Annotated in this window: 12 protein-coding genes and 1 riboswitch; all 12 genes read left to right on the top strand. The window is 34.9% G+C overall.

Going from position 1 to position 17518, the window contains the following annotated elements; translation table 11 throughout:
- Nucleotides 1–12 precede the first annotated feature (12 nt).
- The 12 genes from CLV90_RS17975 (at nt 13) to CLV90_RS17920 (ending at nt 17514) form a co-directional block, all read left to right on the top strand.
- The gene (locus CLV90_RS17975) at nt 13–870 is read left to right on the top strand and encodes a GLPGLI family protein (protein WP_133688899.1); all 858 of its coding nucleotides are present in this window, start codon (nt 13–15) and stop codon (nt 868–870) included.
- Between the two features lie 39 nt (nt 871–909).
- On the top strand, nt 910–3588 hold the full coding sequence (locus CLV90_RS17970; protein ID WP_133688898.1) for a TonB-dependent receptor: 2679 nt from the start codon (nt 910–912) through the stop codon (nt 3586–3588).
- Between the two features lie 258 nt (nt 3589–3846).
- Nucleotides 3847–5103, top strand: a complete 1257-nt coding sequence (metK, locus tag CLV90_RS17965; RefSeq protein ID WP_133688897.1) for a methionine adenosyltransferase — start codon at nt 3847–3849, stop codon at nt 5101–5103.
- 317 nt (nt 5104–5420) lie between these two features.
- Nucleotides 5421–5546, top strand: a complete 126-nt coding sequence (locus CLV90_RS19555; RefSeq protein WP_279586554.1) for a hypothetical protein — start codon at nt 5421–5423, stop codon at nt 5544–5546.
- Nucleotides 5547–5566: 20 nt separating this feature from the next.
- The gene (locus CLV90_RS17960; protein WP_133688896.1) at nt 5567–5764 is read left to right on the top strand and encodes a hypothetical protein; all 198 of its coding nucleotides are present in this window, start codon (nt 5567–5569) and stop codon (nt 5762–5764) included.
- 386 nt (nt 5765–6150) lie between these two features.
- Nucleotides 6151–8094, top strand: a complete 1944-nt coding sequence (locus CLV90_RS17955; RefSeq protein ID WP_133688895.1) for a CocE/NonD family hydrolase — start codon at nt 6151–6153, stop codon at nt 8092–8094.
- Between the two features lie 93 nt (nt 8095–8187).
- A complete protein-coding gene (locus CLV90_RS17950) occupies nt 8188–8520 on the top strand; it encodes a DoxX-like family protein (RefSeq protein ID WP_133688894.1) in 333 nt (110 codons plus the stop codon).
- Between the two features lie 14 nt (nt 8521–8534).
- Nucleotides 8535–9269 (top strand): DUF2071 domain-containing protein, encoded by a 735-nt coding sequence (locus CLV90_RS17945; RefSeq protein ID WP_133688893.1) that lies wholly within the window; start codon nt 8535–8537, stop codon nt 9267–9269.
- Complete coding sequence (locus CLV90_RS17940) at nt 9260–10015, top strand: class I SAM-dependent methyltransferase (RefSeq protein ID WP_133688892.1); 756 nt, start codon at nt 9260–9262, stop codon at nt 10013–10015. The genes CLV90_RS17945 and CLV90_RS17940 overlap by 10 nt, the downstream gene beginning before the upstream one ends.
- Nucleotides 10016–10792: 777 nt before the next feature.
- Nucleotides 10793–10896: riboswitch (SAM riboswitch) on the top strand.
- 132 nt (nt 10897–11028) lie between these two features.
- Complete coding sequence (locus tag CLV90_RS17930; protein ID WP_133688890.1) at nt 11029–12303, top strand: O-acetylhomoserine aminocarboxypropyltransferase/cysteine synthase family protein; 1275 nt, start codon at nt 11029–11031, stop codon at nt 12301–12303.
- 137 nt (nt 12304–12440) lie between these two features.
- A complete protein-coding gene (gene thrA, locus CLV90_RS17925) occupies nt 12441–15827 on the top strand; it encodes a bifunctional aspartate kinase/homoserine dehydrogenase I (protein WP_133688889.1) in 3387 nt (1128 codons plus the stop codon).
- 229 nt (nt 15828–16056) lie between these two features.
- Entirely contained in the window at nt 16057–17514 is a 1458-nt protein-coding gene (locus CLV90_RS17920; protein ID WP_133688888.1) for a hypothetical protein, read from the top strand.
- Nucleotides 17515–17518 lie beyond the last annotated feature (4 nt).

Here is a 17518-nt window from a genome sequence, read left to right as displayed (position 1 = left end):
TAATTTTAGAAAATGAAAAGATTTAATTGGTTTATAGCATATGCAATTGTTTTTATAGGTGTTACCGCGCAAGCACAAGATTTTCAAGGTAATGCAGTTTATCAGAGTAAAACGCAGGTAAATTTCGATTTTGGTAATAGAAATATACCAGAAGACCGAAAGAAATCTATGATGGAGCGTATGAAAAAGGCGAATGAAAAAACTTTTGTGCTCACTTTTGATAAAACAGCATCTTTTTATAAAGAGGAAGAAAAACTGGAACAACCAGGTGAAGGAGGTGGCGGTCGTGGTCCGCGCTTTGGTGCTATGGCTGGTACTGATGGAGATTTATATAAGAATATTAAAGATCAGCGGTATTTGATAAAGAATGAATTACTGGGTAAAATTTTCTTGATCGATGATGAATTAGAAGCCTTAGATTGGAAAATGGGCAGCGAATCTAAGAAAATAGGTAGTTATACTGCTTTTAAGGCAACAGCTACAAAGACTATCAAAAGACCAAATATGAGCGCTATTTTCAGAAGACCAGGTAGGGGTGAAGAAAATAAAGAGGAGGAGAATAAAGAAGAAGAATTTACGATAAAAGAAGTGGAAATTGTGGCATGGTATACTCCTGAAGTGCCTATTAATCAAGGTCCAGGATTATATTGGGGTCTTCCGGGTTTAATACTCGCCGTAAACGATGATGTTACAACTATTGTTTGCTCTGAAATTACGATGAACCCTTCAGAGAAAATTGAAATAAAAGCGCCAAGTAAAGGCAAGAAAGTAACGCAGGCAGAATATGATGAAATCTCTCGAGAGAAGATGAAAGAAATGCGTGAGAATTTTAGAAACCGTGGCGGTCGTGGTGGCGGTAGACCAAACTAAAATACTTTTTCATAATTCATTCTTTTTTATAGCAATCACATGATAAATAAAGTGCTTTTTGCCCTATTGCTGCTAGTAGCAACTATTGGTTCGGCTCAAGAAATATCGTTATCAGGTACCGTTAAAGATAGCTTGGGCGTTGGTGTAGATATGGCGAACGTTATTGCTATAAATACTGCAACACAAGGTTTAGAATCTTACGGAATTACCAACCATGCGGGACTCTTTAAATTGAAATTGAAAACAGGGGAGCAGTATACGGTAAAAGTGACTTACCTCGGTTTTAAACCAGAATCGTTCACATTTACTGCCGGCGAGCAAGATGCCGTTAAAGATATTGTCATGCAAGAGCAAGCGGCACAATTAGATGAGGTAGATGTTACCTATGAAATGCCGGTTTCTGTCAAAGGAGATACTATAGTTTATGATACAGATGCCTTTGTTTCTGGCACAGAAAAGAAACTAAAAGATGTGTTAGAAAACCTCCCGGGCATTGAGATAAACGATGACGGTCAAATAGAAGTAGAGGGTAAGACCGTAAGTAAGATCATGGTAGAAGGTAAAGATTTTTTTGACGGCGATACGAAGTTGGCGGTAGAGAATATTCCGGCGAATGCCTTAAGTAAAGTAGAGGTGTTGCGAAATTTCAATGAAGTTTCTCAAATGAAAGGGTTGACAAATGACGATGACAATGTGGCTTTAAATATAAAGTTGAAAGAGGGGAAAAAGAATTTTTGGTTTGGTGAGTTAACGGCAGGCTACGGTCCTGATGATAGGTATTTAGCGCACCCAAAGTTATTTTACTACAGTCCTAAATACAGTATTAATATCATCACCGATTTAAATAATATAGGTGAAGTGCCTTTTACCCGTAGCGATTATAGAAACTTTACAGGCGGATTCAGAAATTTGAATTCCAGGGGAGGTAGTTCCATTTCTACAGGTGCCGATGCATTAGGGCTTTCTTCGGCACAGAATAATAGGGCAAATGATATTGATACTAAATTTGCGGCGGCTAATTTTAGTTATGCACCCATGGAAGGGTTGGATTTAAGCGGATTCGGTATTTATTCATACACAGGTACGCTCATGAAATCTGAAGGTACCACATCATATATTGCCAGTAATGATATAGAAAGCACCACCACCAATACAGATCAAACCGTACATTTAGGTTTAGCAAAATTGAGTGCCAAATACAAACCTAATGAAGATTTTCAGTTAGATTTTGATGCACTTTTAAAACAATCGGATGATAGAGAGGAAGTTAACGTACTTTCCATTTCTTCCATTACCGATCAAATTGATGAGGTGAAAAAGCAGAAACCTTTATCGGTAAACCAGAATTTAAATATCTATTACACGTTAAACGAAAAGAACATATTTGCGGTAGAGGCACAATATTTATACGCTGATGAAGATCCTTTTTATGAGGCAATACGTAACGAATTTGCCTTTGTAGATATTTTCCCTGTAGATGAAAATCAAGATGTATATAATATCAATCAGGCAAAAAGTGTCGTGACCAATAAGGTCGATGCCAAGGTAGATTATTATAGGGTGTTGGGGAGCAAAAGCAATATTAATTTAACCTTAGGTACTACACAGAGTAATCAGAATTTCAATTCAAACATATTTCAGATTTTAGATAATGAGTCTGTTTTAAATATGAGCGGCGATGAGTTTGGTAATGAAGTAGGTTTTCATGTATCCGATATATATGCAGGCTTACATTACAAAGTTATTTCGGGGATATTTACTTTTAACCCTGGTGTTACGCTGCATCAGTTCAATGTTAAGAATGAACAATTAGGTACAGTGGTAGAAGATAATTTAACGTCTCTGCTGCCTGACTTGTATATTAACGCGCAACTAAAGAAATCAGAGAATCTTCGTTTTAATTATCGTGTAACCCGGTCGTTTACAGATGTCAGTAATTTTGCGCAAGGTTATGTGCTTAATAATTACAATTCGTTGTATAGTGGTAATCGCGATTTAGAAAGTGCATTGAACCATAATGTGTCGCTAAATTTTTTCAGCTTTAACATGTTCAATTTCACCAATATTTTTGCGAACGTGGCGTATACCAAAAGAATAGATGCATTAAAAAGCGGTGTGAATATTATTGGCATCAATAGGGTAAGTAGTACTATCAATTCTAACTTTGATGATGAATCTTTAACCGCAAGCGGAAAATATGAGCGAACGTTCGGTAAAATAAAAGCATCGTTACAAGGTAATTTGGGTTGGTCGACTACGAACAACTTGGTTGACAACGCGCAACGAACATCAAATTCATTAACACAGAATTATAATGCAGCGCTTTCTACCAATTTCAAAGACGCTCCTAATTTAGAATTAGGCTATAGGTATACGGTAAACAATTACGAGAATGGAGATTTAGAAACCACATTTTATACGAGCAGACCTTATGCTCGTTTTGATGCCAGTTTTTTAAAGAACTTCATATTTACGGTAGATTATGATTATTACAATTATACCGATGATGCCGATACCATTTCTAATACTTATAGTTTTTTAGAAGCTGACCTAACATACCAAAAGAAAGATAGCCGTTGGGAATATGGTATTAAAGGAACGAACCTATTAAACACTACTACATTAAATAGAGATAGTACCAACGAATTATTCTTTAGTACACAAGCCTATTTTGTACAACCTAGATATCTATTATTGTCTGTGAAGTATGATCTTTAATTCTAGCAGATTTAGGGCAAGAATTATCAAATCTTTTAATTGAGTCAATAAATAACATCATATTAAGAATTGAACAGAACATTTTTTCTATTTTTGCATCTGAATTAAAAAAGTGAGGAGGGATTTGACTGATTGCAACCTCTGTTTTAGCCTTAGGGTATAAAGCGAAAAAAATGCTAAAGCAGTTGATGTTGATATCACTTCGCATCATACTTCTTTTCGGCATTCATTCAAATCCTTTGAAAAAAAAAGATTGTTATGCCATATTTATTTACATCAGAATCTGTTAGTGAAGGACATCCGGACAAAGTTGCGGATCAAATCAGTGACGCGTTATTAGATAATTTTCTTGCCTTTGATCCAGAAAGTAAAGTTGCTTGTGAGACATTAGTAACAACTGGTCAAGTTGTATTAGCAGGTGAGGTAAAAAGTGATACCTATTTAGATGTACAGAACATTGCCCGTGAAGTCATTAATAAAATAGGATATACAAAAGGAGAATACCAGTTTAGCGGAGATTCTTGCGGAGTAATATCGTTGATACACGAGCAGTCTCAAGATATTAGCCAAGGTGTTGACCGTGGTTCAAAAGAAGAGCAAGGTGCTGGTGATCAAGGTATGATGTTCGGTTACGCAACTAGCGAGACTGAGAACTACATGCCATTAGCTTTAGATATCTCGCACAAAATTCTGCATACATTGGCAGAAATGCGTCGCGAGAATAAAGAGATTTCTTATTTAAGACCAGACGCTAAGGCACAGGTTACTATAGAATATTCAGATGCCAATGAGCCAATACGTATAGATACTATTGTAGTTTCTACACAGCATGATGCTTTTGATGCAGATGATGAAAAAATGTTAGCGAAAATTAAGTCTGACATTATTTCAATATTAATACCTAGAGTAAAAGCGCAATTGCCTGCAGCTACTCAGAAATTATTCGATGATCAGATCAAGTATCATATTAACCCAACAGGTAAATTCGTAATCGGTGGTCCGCATGGCGATACCGGTTTAACAGGTCGTAAGATTATTGTTGATACCTACGGTGGTAAAGGAGCTCACGGTGGTGGTGCTTTTAGCGGTAAAGATCCAAGTAAGGTAGACCGTAGTGCAGCTTATGCAGCACGTCATGCAGCAAAGAATTTAGTAGCTGCAGGTGTAGCAACTGAGATTTTGGTGCAAGTTAGTTATGCGATTGGTGTGGTAGAGCCTACCTCTATTTATGTAGATACCTACGGTACATCAAAAGTAGGATTGAGTGATGGTGATATTGCTAAGAAAGTAGCGCAGTTATTTGATATGAGGCCTTTTGCTATTGAAGATCGTTTAAAACTAAGAAACCCAATTTATTTAGAAACCGCTGCATACGGTCACATGGGGAAACAGCCAACAACTGTTACTAAGGTTTTTGAATCGCCATATAACGGTCGTATCGAAAAAGAAGTAGAATTATTCACTTGGGAAAAATTAGATAAAGTAGCAGAGATAAAGTCAGCGTTTAATTTATAACGTCATTGCGAGCAAAGCCAAGCAATCTGTTTATGATGAAATCATATTTCAATATGTCATATTTAGCGCAGTCGAAATACATTGCTGTTAGAAAGTATATTAATGTAGTATAAGTATTGTCTTTCAAATGATTATAATATAAGTGCCTCGTGTTTCACGGGGCATTTTTTTTGTTTTAAAATTACCTCACAAGCAAATTAACACCCCTTCACAACAAGTTAGAATGGTTTGACCACAAAATCTATTTTGTAGGAAAAGGATTACATATATTTGAAGTGTAATAATTAGAGAATTCCAAATCTCGCCACCTACAAAAGATGAAATATATAGTACTAGTACAAACGAAAAACGGACAACGTTTAGTTCAGGTTGAAGCCCCAAAAGTCAGCTTGTATTTAACACTGTTAAAAGGTATCGATTCTTTGAAAAACCTATTAAAGTAATAACTTAACCTACGAATGCCATGTCATTAACCCACAGAATTTCTCTAGCTATTTTGGCTTGCATAATATTACAATCTTGCTCAAAAGAAACCGACCTAATTTCTGAGTATGTTGTTTTAGATGCAGACAAACCCGAATATCGTTCGGTGAAAATTTATTCGGATTTTGAAATTGAAAAATCTAAAAAAACAGTTGCATTAATTCCTTTTTCTGATTAAATTCCAACACACTAAACATTAACTTAATGAAAAATCAATTACTCCAAGAAACTACTGTTCAAGAATATAAGGGAGATTTTTTTTCGGGCATACTTATGCTTGTTAGAAAGTTGTTCATGGTATAATCTTGTTCACAATTGTTTCATAAATGCTATCGTCTGATAGCATTTATGAAACATTTTCCCCTTCTAAATAACTCCGCTTATTTTTTAAATTATATTGATTACGCCTATTAATCTGTATTGCGTAGTTGATAAACTAGGACGTAATTTGGCAAACTTCAACTTAGGTATTCCATAGGTCAAAATTTTCACGCGTCTACCTATCCATAAATCTTCAAAAATCGGGTAAACTTTCTTAGCTTTAAGAATTCAAATTCCTAAGACATGCCGAAGATTACCATCAAACACTTTTTTACCTTTATTTTACTAACTACAGTACTTGTTTCCTGTAGAAAAACAGCACCTAAAGTAGCAGACGCAGAAGTTTCTGATACTTACGTTGCAGACAATTACACGAAGAAAGAAGTCAATATCACCATGCGTGACGGTATTAAACTGCACACTACGGTGTATTCGCCAAAAGACACTTCAAAAGAATATCCGATCATCATGCAACGAACTCCCTATAGTTCGCAACCATACGGAGAAGGTGAATTCAAGACAAAAATTGCTCCAAATATTCACATGATGCAAGATGGCTACATTGTCGTCTATCAAGATGTTCGTGGTCGTTGGTTAAGCGAAGGTCATTATGAGAACATGCGTGCTTTCAATCCCGATAAAAAAACGGAGAAAGATATCGATGAAAGTTCAGATACGTATGATACGATTGACTGGTTGGTAAACAATGTAGAAAACAATAATGGTAATGTGGGTATATGGGGAATCTCCTATCCTGGTTACTATTCAACATACGCTGTTGTAGATGCACACCCAGCATTAAAAGCAGCATCGCCACAGGCGAGTATTGCCGATTTCTTTTTTGATGATTTTCACCATAACGGAGCGTATTTACTGAGTTATTTTAGAGCAACATCATTATTCGGTACTCCGAGACCAGATGGCGATAAGCCAATAGATACTGCATGGTACGTATTACCAGATTTACCGACCGAAGATCAATACCAATTCTTTTTAGATGAAGGTCCGTTAAAAAACTTAGATCGTTTCTTTGAATACGAAACTGCCGATACACCACGTATGGCAAAAGAAGGGGTAACCGATGATTATTTCTGGAACGAGCTAAAGCAGCACCCTAATTACGATGAAATGTGGCAGAGTAAGGGCTTAATTCAGCATTTGAAAAATGTAAAACCAACAGTTGCCACTATGGTAGTTGCAGGTGAGTTTGATGCCGAAGATTTATACGGACCGTTAGAGACCTACAAGAATATTGAAAAGTACAATGCCGATAATTACAATACTTTGGTTTTCGGACCATGGGATCACGGCGGATGGGCACGAAGAAAGGGTCAGAATATTGTTGGTAATTATTACTTCGGTGATGGAATTTCAGAGTTTTTTCAAGAGAATATAGAAACTAAATTCTTTGACCATTTCTTAAAAGGAAACGGAGATAAAAATAGCGGATTACCGGAAGCCTACGTTTTTGATACCGGTAAAAAAGATTGGAAAACGTATGATACGTGGCCACCAGCAGGAGTTGTTAAAAAAGACATGTACTTATCTCCAGACCAAGAATTGACCTTTGAGCCAAAAGCAGTTGAAGAAGTGAAGTTTATCAGCGATATTAAAAAACCGGTACCGTATTCAGAAGATATTAAAACGGTATTTACTCCGAGAAAATACATGACAGACGATCAGCGTTTTGCGGCACGTCGTGGCGATGTATTGGTATTTGAAACCGAGGTGATGGAAAATGATATGACCTTGGCAGGTGATATTCTAGCGAAGTTGAAAGTAGCCACTACGGGTACTGCTGCAGATTGGATCGTTAAAATCATTGACGTTCACCCAGCAGATGAACCTGCCTATGAAGGCATGCAAGACCATTTGAAAATGAGCAATTATCATTTAATGGTGCGTAGCGAAGTTTTAAGAGGTAGATTTAGAAATAGCTTTGCCAACCCAGAGCCATTTGTAGCGAACCAAAAGACAGATATTACTATTAAGTTGCAAGATGTGTTCCATACTATTAAAAAAGGGCATAAGTTGCAAGTGCAAGTGCAAAGCACTTGGTTTCCGTTAATAGATTTAAATCCGCAGACCTACGTTGATAATATCTTCGAGGCAGATGAGTCAGATTTTAAAACTCAAACGCATACCGTTTTTACAGATTCTAGCATTGAGTTTTCTGTGTTGGAGTAGGTAAATGGAAATCGTAGTATTTTACTGTTATCTTAATTTTAAAAAGTAACTATCAAAAAAAATATAAAAGCAGTTTTAACTCTTTTAATTACCATGGTTTGGTTCTTAAATGGTTTGGTATGCAAAGTGTTGAATCTAGTTCCTAGACATCAAGAAATTGTTGCAAGAATTCTTGGTGACGAGTATGCTAGAACAATAACAGTTTTGATTGGTATTTCAGAAATTATGATGGCTGTTTGGGTATTGTCAAAATACAAATCGAAGTTCAATGCGGTTGTACAAATGGTTATTGTTTTAACAATGAATCTATTAGAGTACTATATAGCGCCAGATTTATTGTTTTGGGGAAGAATGAATATCGTATTTGCTTTGTTCTTTATTGGGTTAGTATATTATAATGAATTCATCCTAAAAGAACACTCATAGATAGAAGTTTCAATATGAAGTTTTTAAAAAATCATCCTTTTGCGGTAGAAGCCTTTTTTGAAAGTTCGGTTGTGTTGACTTTTGCAGTACCAAAGGAAGAACTTATTCAATATATACCAAGCTGTTTAGAATTAGATACGTTTCAAGATGAATGGGCATTTATAGCTGTTGCTATGGTGAAAACAAAGAATCTTCGTCCAAAAGGTTTTCCAAAGATGTTAGGAAATGATTTCTTCCTATTAGGGTATAGAATTTTTGTACGATATAGAAATAACGCAGGTAAAAGTTTACGAGGTCTTTATATAATTAAATCGGAAACTGATAAAAGAAAAATGGAATTGTTAGGTAATATTTTCACTCATTATAAATATTCTAAAACAGATATAAACGAATTTAAAAAGGATAATTTACGAGTAATAAAATCAGATAAATCAGATTTTGAGATAGTCATTTCAGATGCCAATGCAAGCAATGAAATATCATGCGATTCTCCTTTTGAAAATTGGAAAGATGCTCGAAAATTTGCTGGTCCATTACCGCATACCTTCAGATATGATAGTATTGATAATTCAGTATTAATAATTCAAGGAATACGTCAAAATTGGACTCCAAAACCAATAACAGTTGAAAATTATAACTTTGGGTTTCTAAATAATTTTAAGTTTAAGAAGATGATTTTGGCAAGTGCTTTTGAAATAACTAATGTCCCGTATTATTGGAAGAAAGGTAAGATTGAAAAATGGGATTAGAAAGAAAGCCTTTTCAAGGCGTATTTAATATTATTCGTTTCAATTGGCATTTTTATGTCATTGCAGGTGCCGTATTGATTGTCTTGTTTATCATAAAGTATTTTGTACCAGTTTTTCTTCAATCAGTCATAATTTGGTTGGGAATTCTAATTCTAATACCTATTACTGTTTCGGTATTAACTTCATTTTATGTGTATGACTATTCAGATTTATATAAACTTTATTGGTTCTCGGATTTAAATGAGAAAAAAGTATTAAATGTTAATGCAGGCTTTGATGAAACAAGTGCAATTATCAAACACATTTTTCCAAAGACAGATTTAACTATTTGCGATTTTTATAATGCAGAAAAGCACACTGAAATATCAATGGAAAGAGCAAGGAAAGCTTATCCGTCTCATAAGCATACTGTAAAAGTTGATGCTAGTGCATTACCTTTTAAAAATGGTGTATTTTCTCACGTAATTACTATTTTTTCAGCTCATGAAATAAGAAACCAAAATGAGCGTATACTTTTTTTAAAAGAATTAAATAGAATTACAGAACTAGACGGTCATATTTATATTACAGAACATTTAAGAGATTTTAATAATTTTTTGGCTTATAATATTGGCTTTTTGCATTTTTACACCAAAAGTAGTTGGCTAAAAGTTTTTGAAAACTCAGATTTATATTTAGAACGGGAGATTAAGATAACCCCGTTTATTTCAACTTTTGTTTTAAAGAAAAATGGAAATACATTTTAATATTATTGGGGCTATTCTAATCATTTTAGCTTTTGCTCATATGATTTTCCCATTTTATTTTAATTGGACGAATGAGTTACAAAAGCTAAGTCTTGTTAATAGGCAAATGATGAAAGTACATACTATTTTCATTGCATTGACAGTATTGTTAATGGGGCTGTTATGTTTGACTTCTTCAAAAGATTTGATAGATACTAATTTAGGTAAAACAATATCGTTAGGCTTTGCATTTTTTTGGACAATAAGATTATTGATTCAATTCTTCGGATATTCTTCTTTATTATGGAAAGGTAAAAAGTTTGAAACCATAGTTCATATCATTTTTTCAATCTTATGGATTTATATAAGTGGAGTCTTTTGGCTAAATTACTTCCAGTGAATTAAATAATTTTTATAATTATTTTGATTTGGATAAATCAGTAAAATATTTCTTTTTTAATAAAAACTACCAAGCGAATCAATACCGATTCGACCTGAAGGCGGACAATTTATACTCCCGAAAAGGTCGTAAAAACCACTCGAAGTGACATCTGTACTTAGTTTAGTAAAGTTTTTAAAATTCAAATATCCGTATTGTCAGTTCGAGTGCTTTTGACCTAATTTTTCATTAGGACAAAAGTGTATCGAGAACCTCGTAGCTGATGAGGTTTCTCGTTTCCTTGAAACCCGCAGAAAAATAACAACACAACCTCAAATTATATATTTTTCTTAAAATACTAGGTTATTAGAATCTTCTGCCCTTATATTTGCTAACTCAAAGTTCAAACACTTATTGAATAGTTATCAAGAAAGGTGGAGGGATTAGACCCTTTGAAACCTTAGCAACCCTTTGTTCAATACAAAGAAGGTGCTACATTCTACCCTCAGGGGATGGATAACAGTAATCGATTTTTCATCGATATTACTTTCTTATAACTTTTTGATTTTTACCTACCCACATTTTGTGCTGGTCAAGGTTTGGCTTTTAATTTTTAATATCCTTAGGATTAACAATTTTTAAAAACAACAAAATCATGAGTAATCACAAATTAGCAACAAACGCATTACACGCAGGTCACGACACAACTACTAATGGTGGTACGAGGGCAGTGCCTATTTACCAAACATCATCGTATGTATTTAATGATACCGACCATGCAGCAAACTTATTTTCACTAGGTGAATTAGGTTTCATTTATACAAGACTGAACAACCCTACCAATCAAATTCTACAAGACAGATTAGCTGCAGTAGAAGGCGGAGTAGGAGCAGTAGTTTTTGCATCAGGTACAGCAGCAATCTCAACTGGTTTATTGACTTTATTAAAAGCGGGTGATCACATAGTGGCATCGAGCAGTTTATATGGTGGTACGTTTAATTTATTGAATGTTACCCTTCCAAGATTAGGTATAACAACAACGTTCGTAGATGCTTCTGATCCTGAAAATTTTGGAAAAGCAGTACAAGACAATACAAGAGCATTTTTCGTGGAATCTTTAGGGAATCCGAAGTTAGATGTGTTGGATTTAAAAGCAATCTCAAAAGAATCTAAAGCAGCAGGCGTACCATTTATTGTAGATAATACAGTGGCTACTCCGTCATTATTAAATCCTATTGAACACGGAGCAAACTTGGTAATTCATTCCTTAACAAAATATATCGGCGGACAAGGAACTTCATTAGGTGGAGCAATTATTGATGCAGGTACTTTTGATTGGACCAACGGAAAATTCCCGGAGTTCACACAGCCATCTGCAGGTTACCATGGTTTGGTATATAGCGAAGCACTTGGTGCAGCAGCATTTACCTTCAAATTAATATTAGAAGGCTTACGTGATTTCGGTGGCGCATTGAGTCCGTTTAACGCATTCCAAATTATTCAAGGTTTAGAGACGTTACCAGTTCGTATCAAGCAACACAGTGCAAATGCATTAGAATTGGCTACATGGTTAGAAGGTAGGTCAGAAGTAGAATGGGTAAATTACCCAGGACTTAAAAGTAACAAATACAACGAGTTGGCTAAAGAATACTTACCAAAAGGACAAAGCGGATTAGTAACCTTTGGCGTGAAAGGCGGATTCGATGCTGCTAAAAAAGTTACTGATGCTACTAAGTTATTCTCATTGTTAGCGAATATTGGCGATACCAAGTCATTGATTATTCACCCAGCAAGTACAACGCACCAACAATTGACGGCAGAACAGCAAGAAAGTGCTGGTGTAGGTCAAGACCTAATACGTTTATCTGTTGGGCTAGAAGATATTGAAGATTTAAAAGCCGATTTAGAACAAGCTTTTGCCAGTCTTTAATTTTGGAGGCTGAGCGTAGCCGAAGCTACAAACACGAAGCAAACGTACACTTCGGAACCGCCCAGTGACCGATATTCATGAATTTTATAAAGAAGGTGGCTGAGCGTAGCCGAAGCCACAAATTGATTTTGAAATAGATGTTACATCAATTACAGATTAAAAAATACAAGACCTTAAATGGTACCTCGCAAGATATTCAATTGTCGTATCAGGTATTTGGGAAAGAGCTGCACACGGCACCAATTATTTTGGTGAACCATGCGTTAACGGGTAACTCTAATGTTACTGGTGAAGATGGTTGGTGGTCTGCACTTATTGGAGATGGAAAATGCATCGATACCCAGAAGTATACCATTTTGGCATTCAATATACCCGGTAACGGTCATGATAAGTTCGTGATTGAAAACTATAAAGATTTTGTAGCTGGCGATGTAGCAAGAATGTTTTTGTTGGGCTTACAGCAGTTGAAAGTAGATTGTTTGTTTGCTTTAATTGGTGGGTCTTTAGGTGGTGGTATCGCTTGGGAAATGGCAGCATTGCAACCAGAATTGACAGAGCATTTAATACCTGTAGCATCTGATTGGAAATCGACCGACTGGTTAATTGCCAATTGTCAGATTCAAGAGCAATTTTTGGTGAACTCAAAACAACCAGTGCACGATGCACGTATGCATGCGATGTTATGTTACAGAACTCCCGCTTCCTTCAAAGAGCGCTTCAAAAGAAGTACAAATGAAGAGTTGAAAGTTTTTAATGTAGAAAGTTGGTTAATGCATCATGGCGATAAGCTACAAGAGCGTTTTCAATTATCGGCTTACAAGTTGATGAATCAGCTGTTGAAGACCATTGATGTCACTAGAGGTGGAGATGAAAATTTCATCAGACTGCAAAATAGCGATACCAATATTCATATTATAGGTGTCGATTCTGATATGTTCTTTACCGCACAAGAAAATAAGGATACGTTTAAGCAATTGGCGCAAGCGAAGAGCAACGTAACCTATGGCGAAGTACAGTCGTTACATGGGCATGATGCCTTTTTAATCGAGTTCGACCAAATGGAGAAATTGCTAGGTGGTATTTTTAATACCAACGGTAATATCAAGAAAATAAAGATTCTGAAGTTTGGTGGTAAGTCCCTAAGCAATGGAGAAGGACTAGAGCGTGTTTTAGATATCGTTGCCAATAAGGTAAAGAATGATGAGAACATTGCCATCGTTTTATCCGCTAGGGAAAAAGCCACGGATCAGTTAGAAGATATGTTGCAGAAAGCTGCGAAGGGAAAAGACTATAAGTCGGACTTTGTAGCGCTAGAAAAATATCAGAAGCATACATATAAAAATATCAGCTTGTCCGCAGAATTTAAAGGTTTGGCAAAGTTGTATGAAGGTGTTTCTTTATTAGGAGATTACAGTGCTAAAATTAAAGATGAGGTACTTGCGTATGGCGAACTGATTTCTGCAAAATTGGTTACTAAATTATTGATAGGTAAAGGCATCAATGCAGTACTGGTTGATACACGTAAGGTGATAAAGACCGACAATACATTTGGTGATGCCAAGGTCTTGGAAGCAGAATCAAAAGAGCAGGTATTACTGAAGTTTGCTGAAATACCGAAAGATACTGTAGCTGTAGTTACGGGCTTCATTTCATCTACTTTAGATGGAGAAACAACCACTTTAGGTAGAAATGGTAGTAATTATTCCGCAGCTTTATTGGCGAATTTTTTAGATGCTGAAGAATTACAGAACTATACTCATGTTGACGGAATATATACTGCGAATCCTGATTATGTGCCAGAGGCTAAAAAACTAGAGAATCTGTCGTATGAAGAAGCGAATGAGTTGGCAAATTTTGGAGCAACAATTCTGCATGCAAAAACGATTATACCGCTAATTGAAAAGAACATTCCACTGCGTATTTTAAATACGTATAATGATGATAATGAAGGAACGTTGATCAGTGCTAAATCAAGCAAAGAAGGTATTAAGTCGCTTTCTGTAATTGAAGATGTAGCGATGATTAATATAGAAGGTCGCGGTTTGTTAGGTAAAGTGGGTGTAGATGCTAGAATATTCAAGGCATTAGAATCAAGTAATATTAGTGTTAGTATAATATCTCAAGGTTCTTCTGAAAGGGGAATCGGTCTTGTGGTGAAGAAAGACAAGGCTAAGAGAGCAAAATTGGCTTTAGAGAATGAATTCAGTAATGACTTTGAATCTAAAGATGTAAATATGATTACGGTGATAGATGATGTTTCAATTATATCTATTGTCGGTCAAGACTTGAGTACATTCCATAATCCGTTTAACGCATTGATTAAAAACCAGATTGTGCCGTTGTTGTTCAATAACACGGTATCAGGTAATAATGTTAGTTTGGTGGTGAAGAAATCTGATTTGCACAAGGCGGTAAATGTCATGCACGGACAAGTTTTTGGCATCAGTAAAAGGATAAATATTCTTGTTTTTGGACATGGGAATGTAGGGGGAACACTGATCGATCAAATTCTTAAATCAACCAAAACGATTAAGGATCGTAAAAAATTAGATTTGCGTGTATTTGGTATTGCGAATTCCAAAAAGATTTTGTTGAATGAAAAGGGAATCACCAAAAACTGGAAAACGAACCTAAAGCAAAAAGGAAAGCCTTATAAGGTTGATGATGTTTTTGATTTTGCAAAACGACATCATTTAGAAAACCTAATAGTTATTGATAATACGGCAAGTAAAGATTTTGTGGCAAATTATTTTGAGTTCGTAGAACGCGGATTTGATATTGTTTCATCCAATAAAATTGCGAATACCTTACGTTACGATTTTTATCAACTATTGCGAGAAGAGCTACAGAAAAATCAAAAGCAATACTTGTATGAAACCAATGTGGGAGCAGGCTTACCATTGATAGATACCATAAAGTTACTCCATTTATCCGGAGAGAATATTACGAGAATAAAAGGAGTGTTTTCAGGATCGTTAAGTTATATATTCAATACCTTCTCAGAAGCAGATGTGCCATTTTCGTCCATTTTAAAAGATGCGATGCAACAAGGATTTACAGAACCGGATCCTCGTGAAGATTTATCAGGAAATGATGTAGGTAGAAAGCTGTTGATTTTAGCAAGAGAATTAGATTTACATAATGAGTTTGCGGATATAAATATTGATAACCTTATTCCAGAGAAATTACAAGACGGAGAAGTGGCTTTCTTTTTAGAGAATTTAGATGTTTTAGATACTAAGTTCAATGAAATTAAAAAGAATCAGAAGCCAAATCATGTATTACGTTATGTAGGTGATTTGCACGGAAATTTGCAAAAAGAAAAAGGAGTATTAGATGTGAAGTTGATATCCGTTCCAAAAGAAAGTGCTTTAGGGCAAGTAAAAGGATCAGATTCCATCATAGAAATATATACAGAGTCTTATGGAGAAAATCCGTTAGTAATACAAGGCGCAGGTGCTGGTGCAGCAGTTACGGCAAGAGGAGTATTTGGAGATATATTGAGAATTGCGGAGAAAGGGTAGCTTATTTAAGTAATTGATGTAATACATATTAGGTAAAATCACAAAACAATCTTGTTATAATGAGTTGGTGTCTTTAATTTGAATAGTTACATATTATTGAGAACCTTTAACAATTTTAAGAATAATATTTTGTCCAGAATACTCATTGCTCATATGTAATTTCACGTGCACACTAGTATTAATTAGTCTCTTGAAGTTGGGTTTAAGGACAAGTATTTTATAATTAAATTTGAAAGAACTTAATTTTTTAATGAAAATCAATATGTATAAAACGATTTTATTTGCACTACTTGTTTTCTCTATTGGGAAGACTTATAGTCAAAACACAAATTTTGAAGGCAGCTTTATTAAGAAGCTAAATAAGAAGTACGATTTTGTTTCAGTCAAAGATAAAGTTGACCCACAATTTTATGAAAAATGTAATAAAATTGTGGTTGGGGATTATATATATGGTCCTAGTGATGGAGGTGGTTCTTCTGTAATAGGGGCTAAAAATTTAAAATTTATCGATGTAGATGGAAATGAAGTAGGTGCGCCTACTGATTTTAAACTTTACCAAGTGAATAGATATGACCATAGCCAAGTTTTGATGGCAAAGTATTCAAACGGTCTTATTGGTCTACTGGATTTATGTGGAGAAACTATAATGGAGCCAAAATATGCTGAAATCAATGCATTTAATGAGCAGGGCTTGGCTGTAACATTTATAGCAAATGAAATTGATGTGATTGATACTTTGGGTAATTCATTATTGGATAAGAGGATTAATTATAAAATTAATTACGATACATTCAATGTAGCACCAAAAGGATCTTTTTATTCATCCATGAAAATTGTTGATGGAAAATTTTTTCAACGAGGACCAAATAATCTCTTGGCAGTGTATGATGTAGTAAACAAAAAGACTCTTACGGACTATAAATATGATTTTATAGATTTACATGCTATAGAACATAATGAGGTGAAATATTTTAAGGTTAAAAAAGGAGATAGTTATAACCTTGTCAATATTGAAACAGGTCAAGAATTATTATCAGGCAATAGTTATGCAGATATTAGAGAATTTAAACGGCTATTTAAGGATACGGCTGTTGAGGTTTTAACCAATGAAGAAATCAGTAATTGGAACCTCGTTCGTTTAACCGATAATAAAATTTTATTCCCTACAGATATTCCCATAGTTTCTTTTCAAGGTAGTACTATAGGTGAAACTAATAAATGGGTTACACTATTACATGGTAAGGAAAATGGCAATAGTATTTTTAATGTAGAGGTTGGGGAGTATGTGATAGAACCTAAAAAAGAGTATAAAGAATTTAAATTTAATAAGGACTTTATCAAGGCGAATACTGTTGTTGTAAAACTGACAGATGACTCAATTCAATTGTTTGATATATTAAATAAAACAGAGAGAAAATTATCTATTTCAGGTAAGAAATTGGATGTTGATTCTATTAGGTTTGAAGATGGTAAAATTTGGTTTAAGGCCTTCTCTGAAAAACGATTCTCCGATTTTCGAGAAATAACACTTTATGATGATAAATGGCGTCAAGTTTATAATGGAATTGCCAAGGTGGTTTTAGATGATGGCCTTATAAAAATTTCAGAAAGTACAGACACAGAAAGTACAAAAAGACCTTACTTATTGCAAAGTGATGGAGAACCAGTTGAGGCTATAAATAATTAATCGT

The organism is Maribacter spongiicola, from assembly GCF_004364165.1.
GTDB lineage: Bacteria > Bacteroidota > Bacteroidia > Flavobacteriales > Flavobacteriaceae > Maribacter > Maribacter spongiicola.
This window is presented reverse-complemented; position numbering and strand designations above follow the sequence as displayed.

Coding starts and splice junctions, on each gene's coding strand:
- CLV90_RS19555 (WP_279586554.1), top strand. CDS start 5,421: ATGAAATATATAGTACTAGTACAAACGAAAAACGGACAACGTTTAGTT.
- CLV90_RS17960 (WP_133688896.1), top strand. CDS start 5,567: ATGTCATTAACCCACAGAATTTCTCTAGCTATTTTGGCTTGCATAATA.
- CLV90_RS17970 (WP_133688898.1), top strand. CDS start 910: ATGATAAATAAAGTGCTTTTTGCCCTATTGCTGCTAGTAGCAACTATT.
- CLV90_RS17940 (WP_133688892.1), top strand. CDS start 9,260: ATGGGATTAGAAAGAAAGCCTTTTCAAGGCGTATTTAATATTATTCGT.
- CLV90_RS17945 (WP_133688893.1), top strand. CDS start 8,535: ATGAAGTTTTTAAAAAATCATCCTTTTGCGGTAGAAGCCTTTTTTGAA.
- metK (WP_133688897.1), top strand. CDS start 3,847: ATGCCATATTTATTTACATCAGAATCTGTTAGTGAAGGACATCCGGAC.
- CLV90_RS17955 (WP_133688895.1), top strand. CDS start 6,151: ATGCCGAAGATTACCATCAAACACTTTTTTACCTTTATTTTACTAACT.
- CLV90_RS17950 (WP_133688894.1), top strand. CDS start 8,188: ATGGTTTGGTTCTTAAATGGTTTGGTATGCAAAGTGTTGAATCTAGTT.
- thrA (WP_133688889.1), top strand. CDS start 12,441: ATGTTACATCAATTACAGATTAAAAAATACAAGACCTTAAATGGTACC.
- CLV90_RS17975 (WP_133688899.1), top strand. CDS start 13: ATGAAAAGATTTAATTGGTTTATAGCATATGCAATTGTTTTTATAGGT.
- CLV90_RS17930 (WP_133688890.1), top strand. CDS start 11,029: ATGAGTAATCACAAATTAGCAACAAACGCATTACACGCAGGTCACGAC.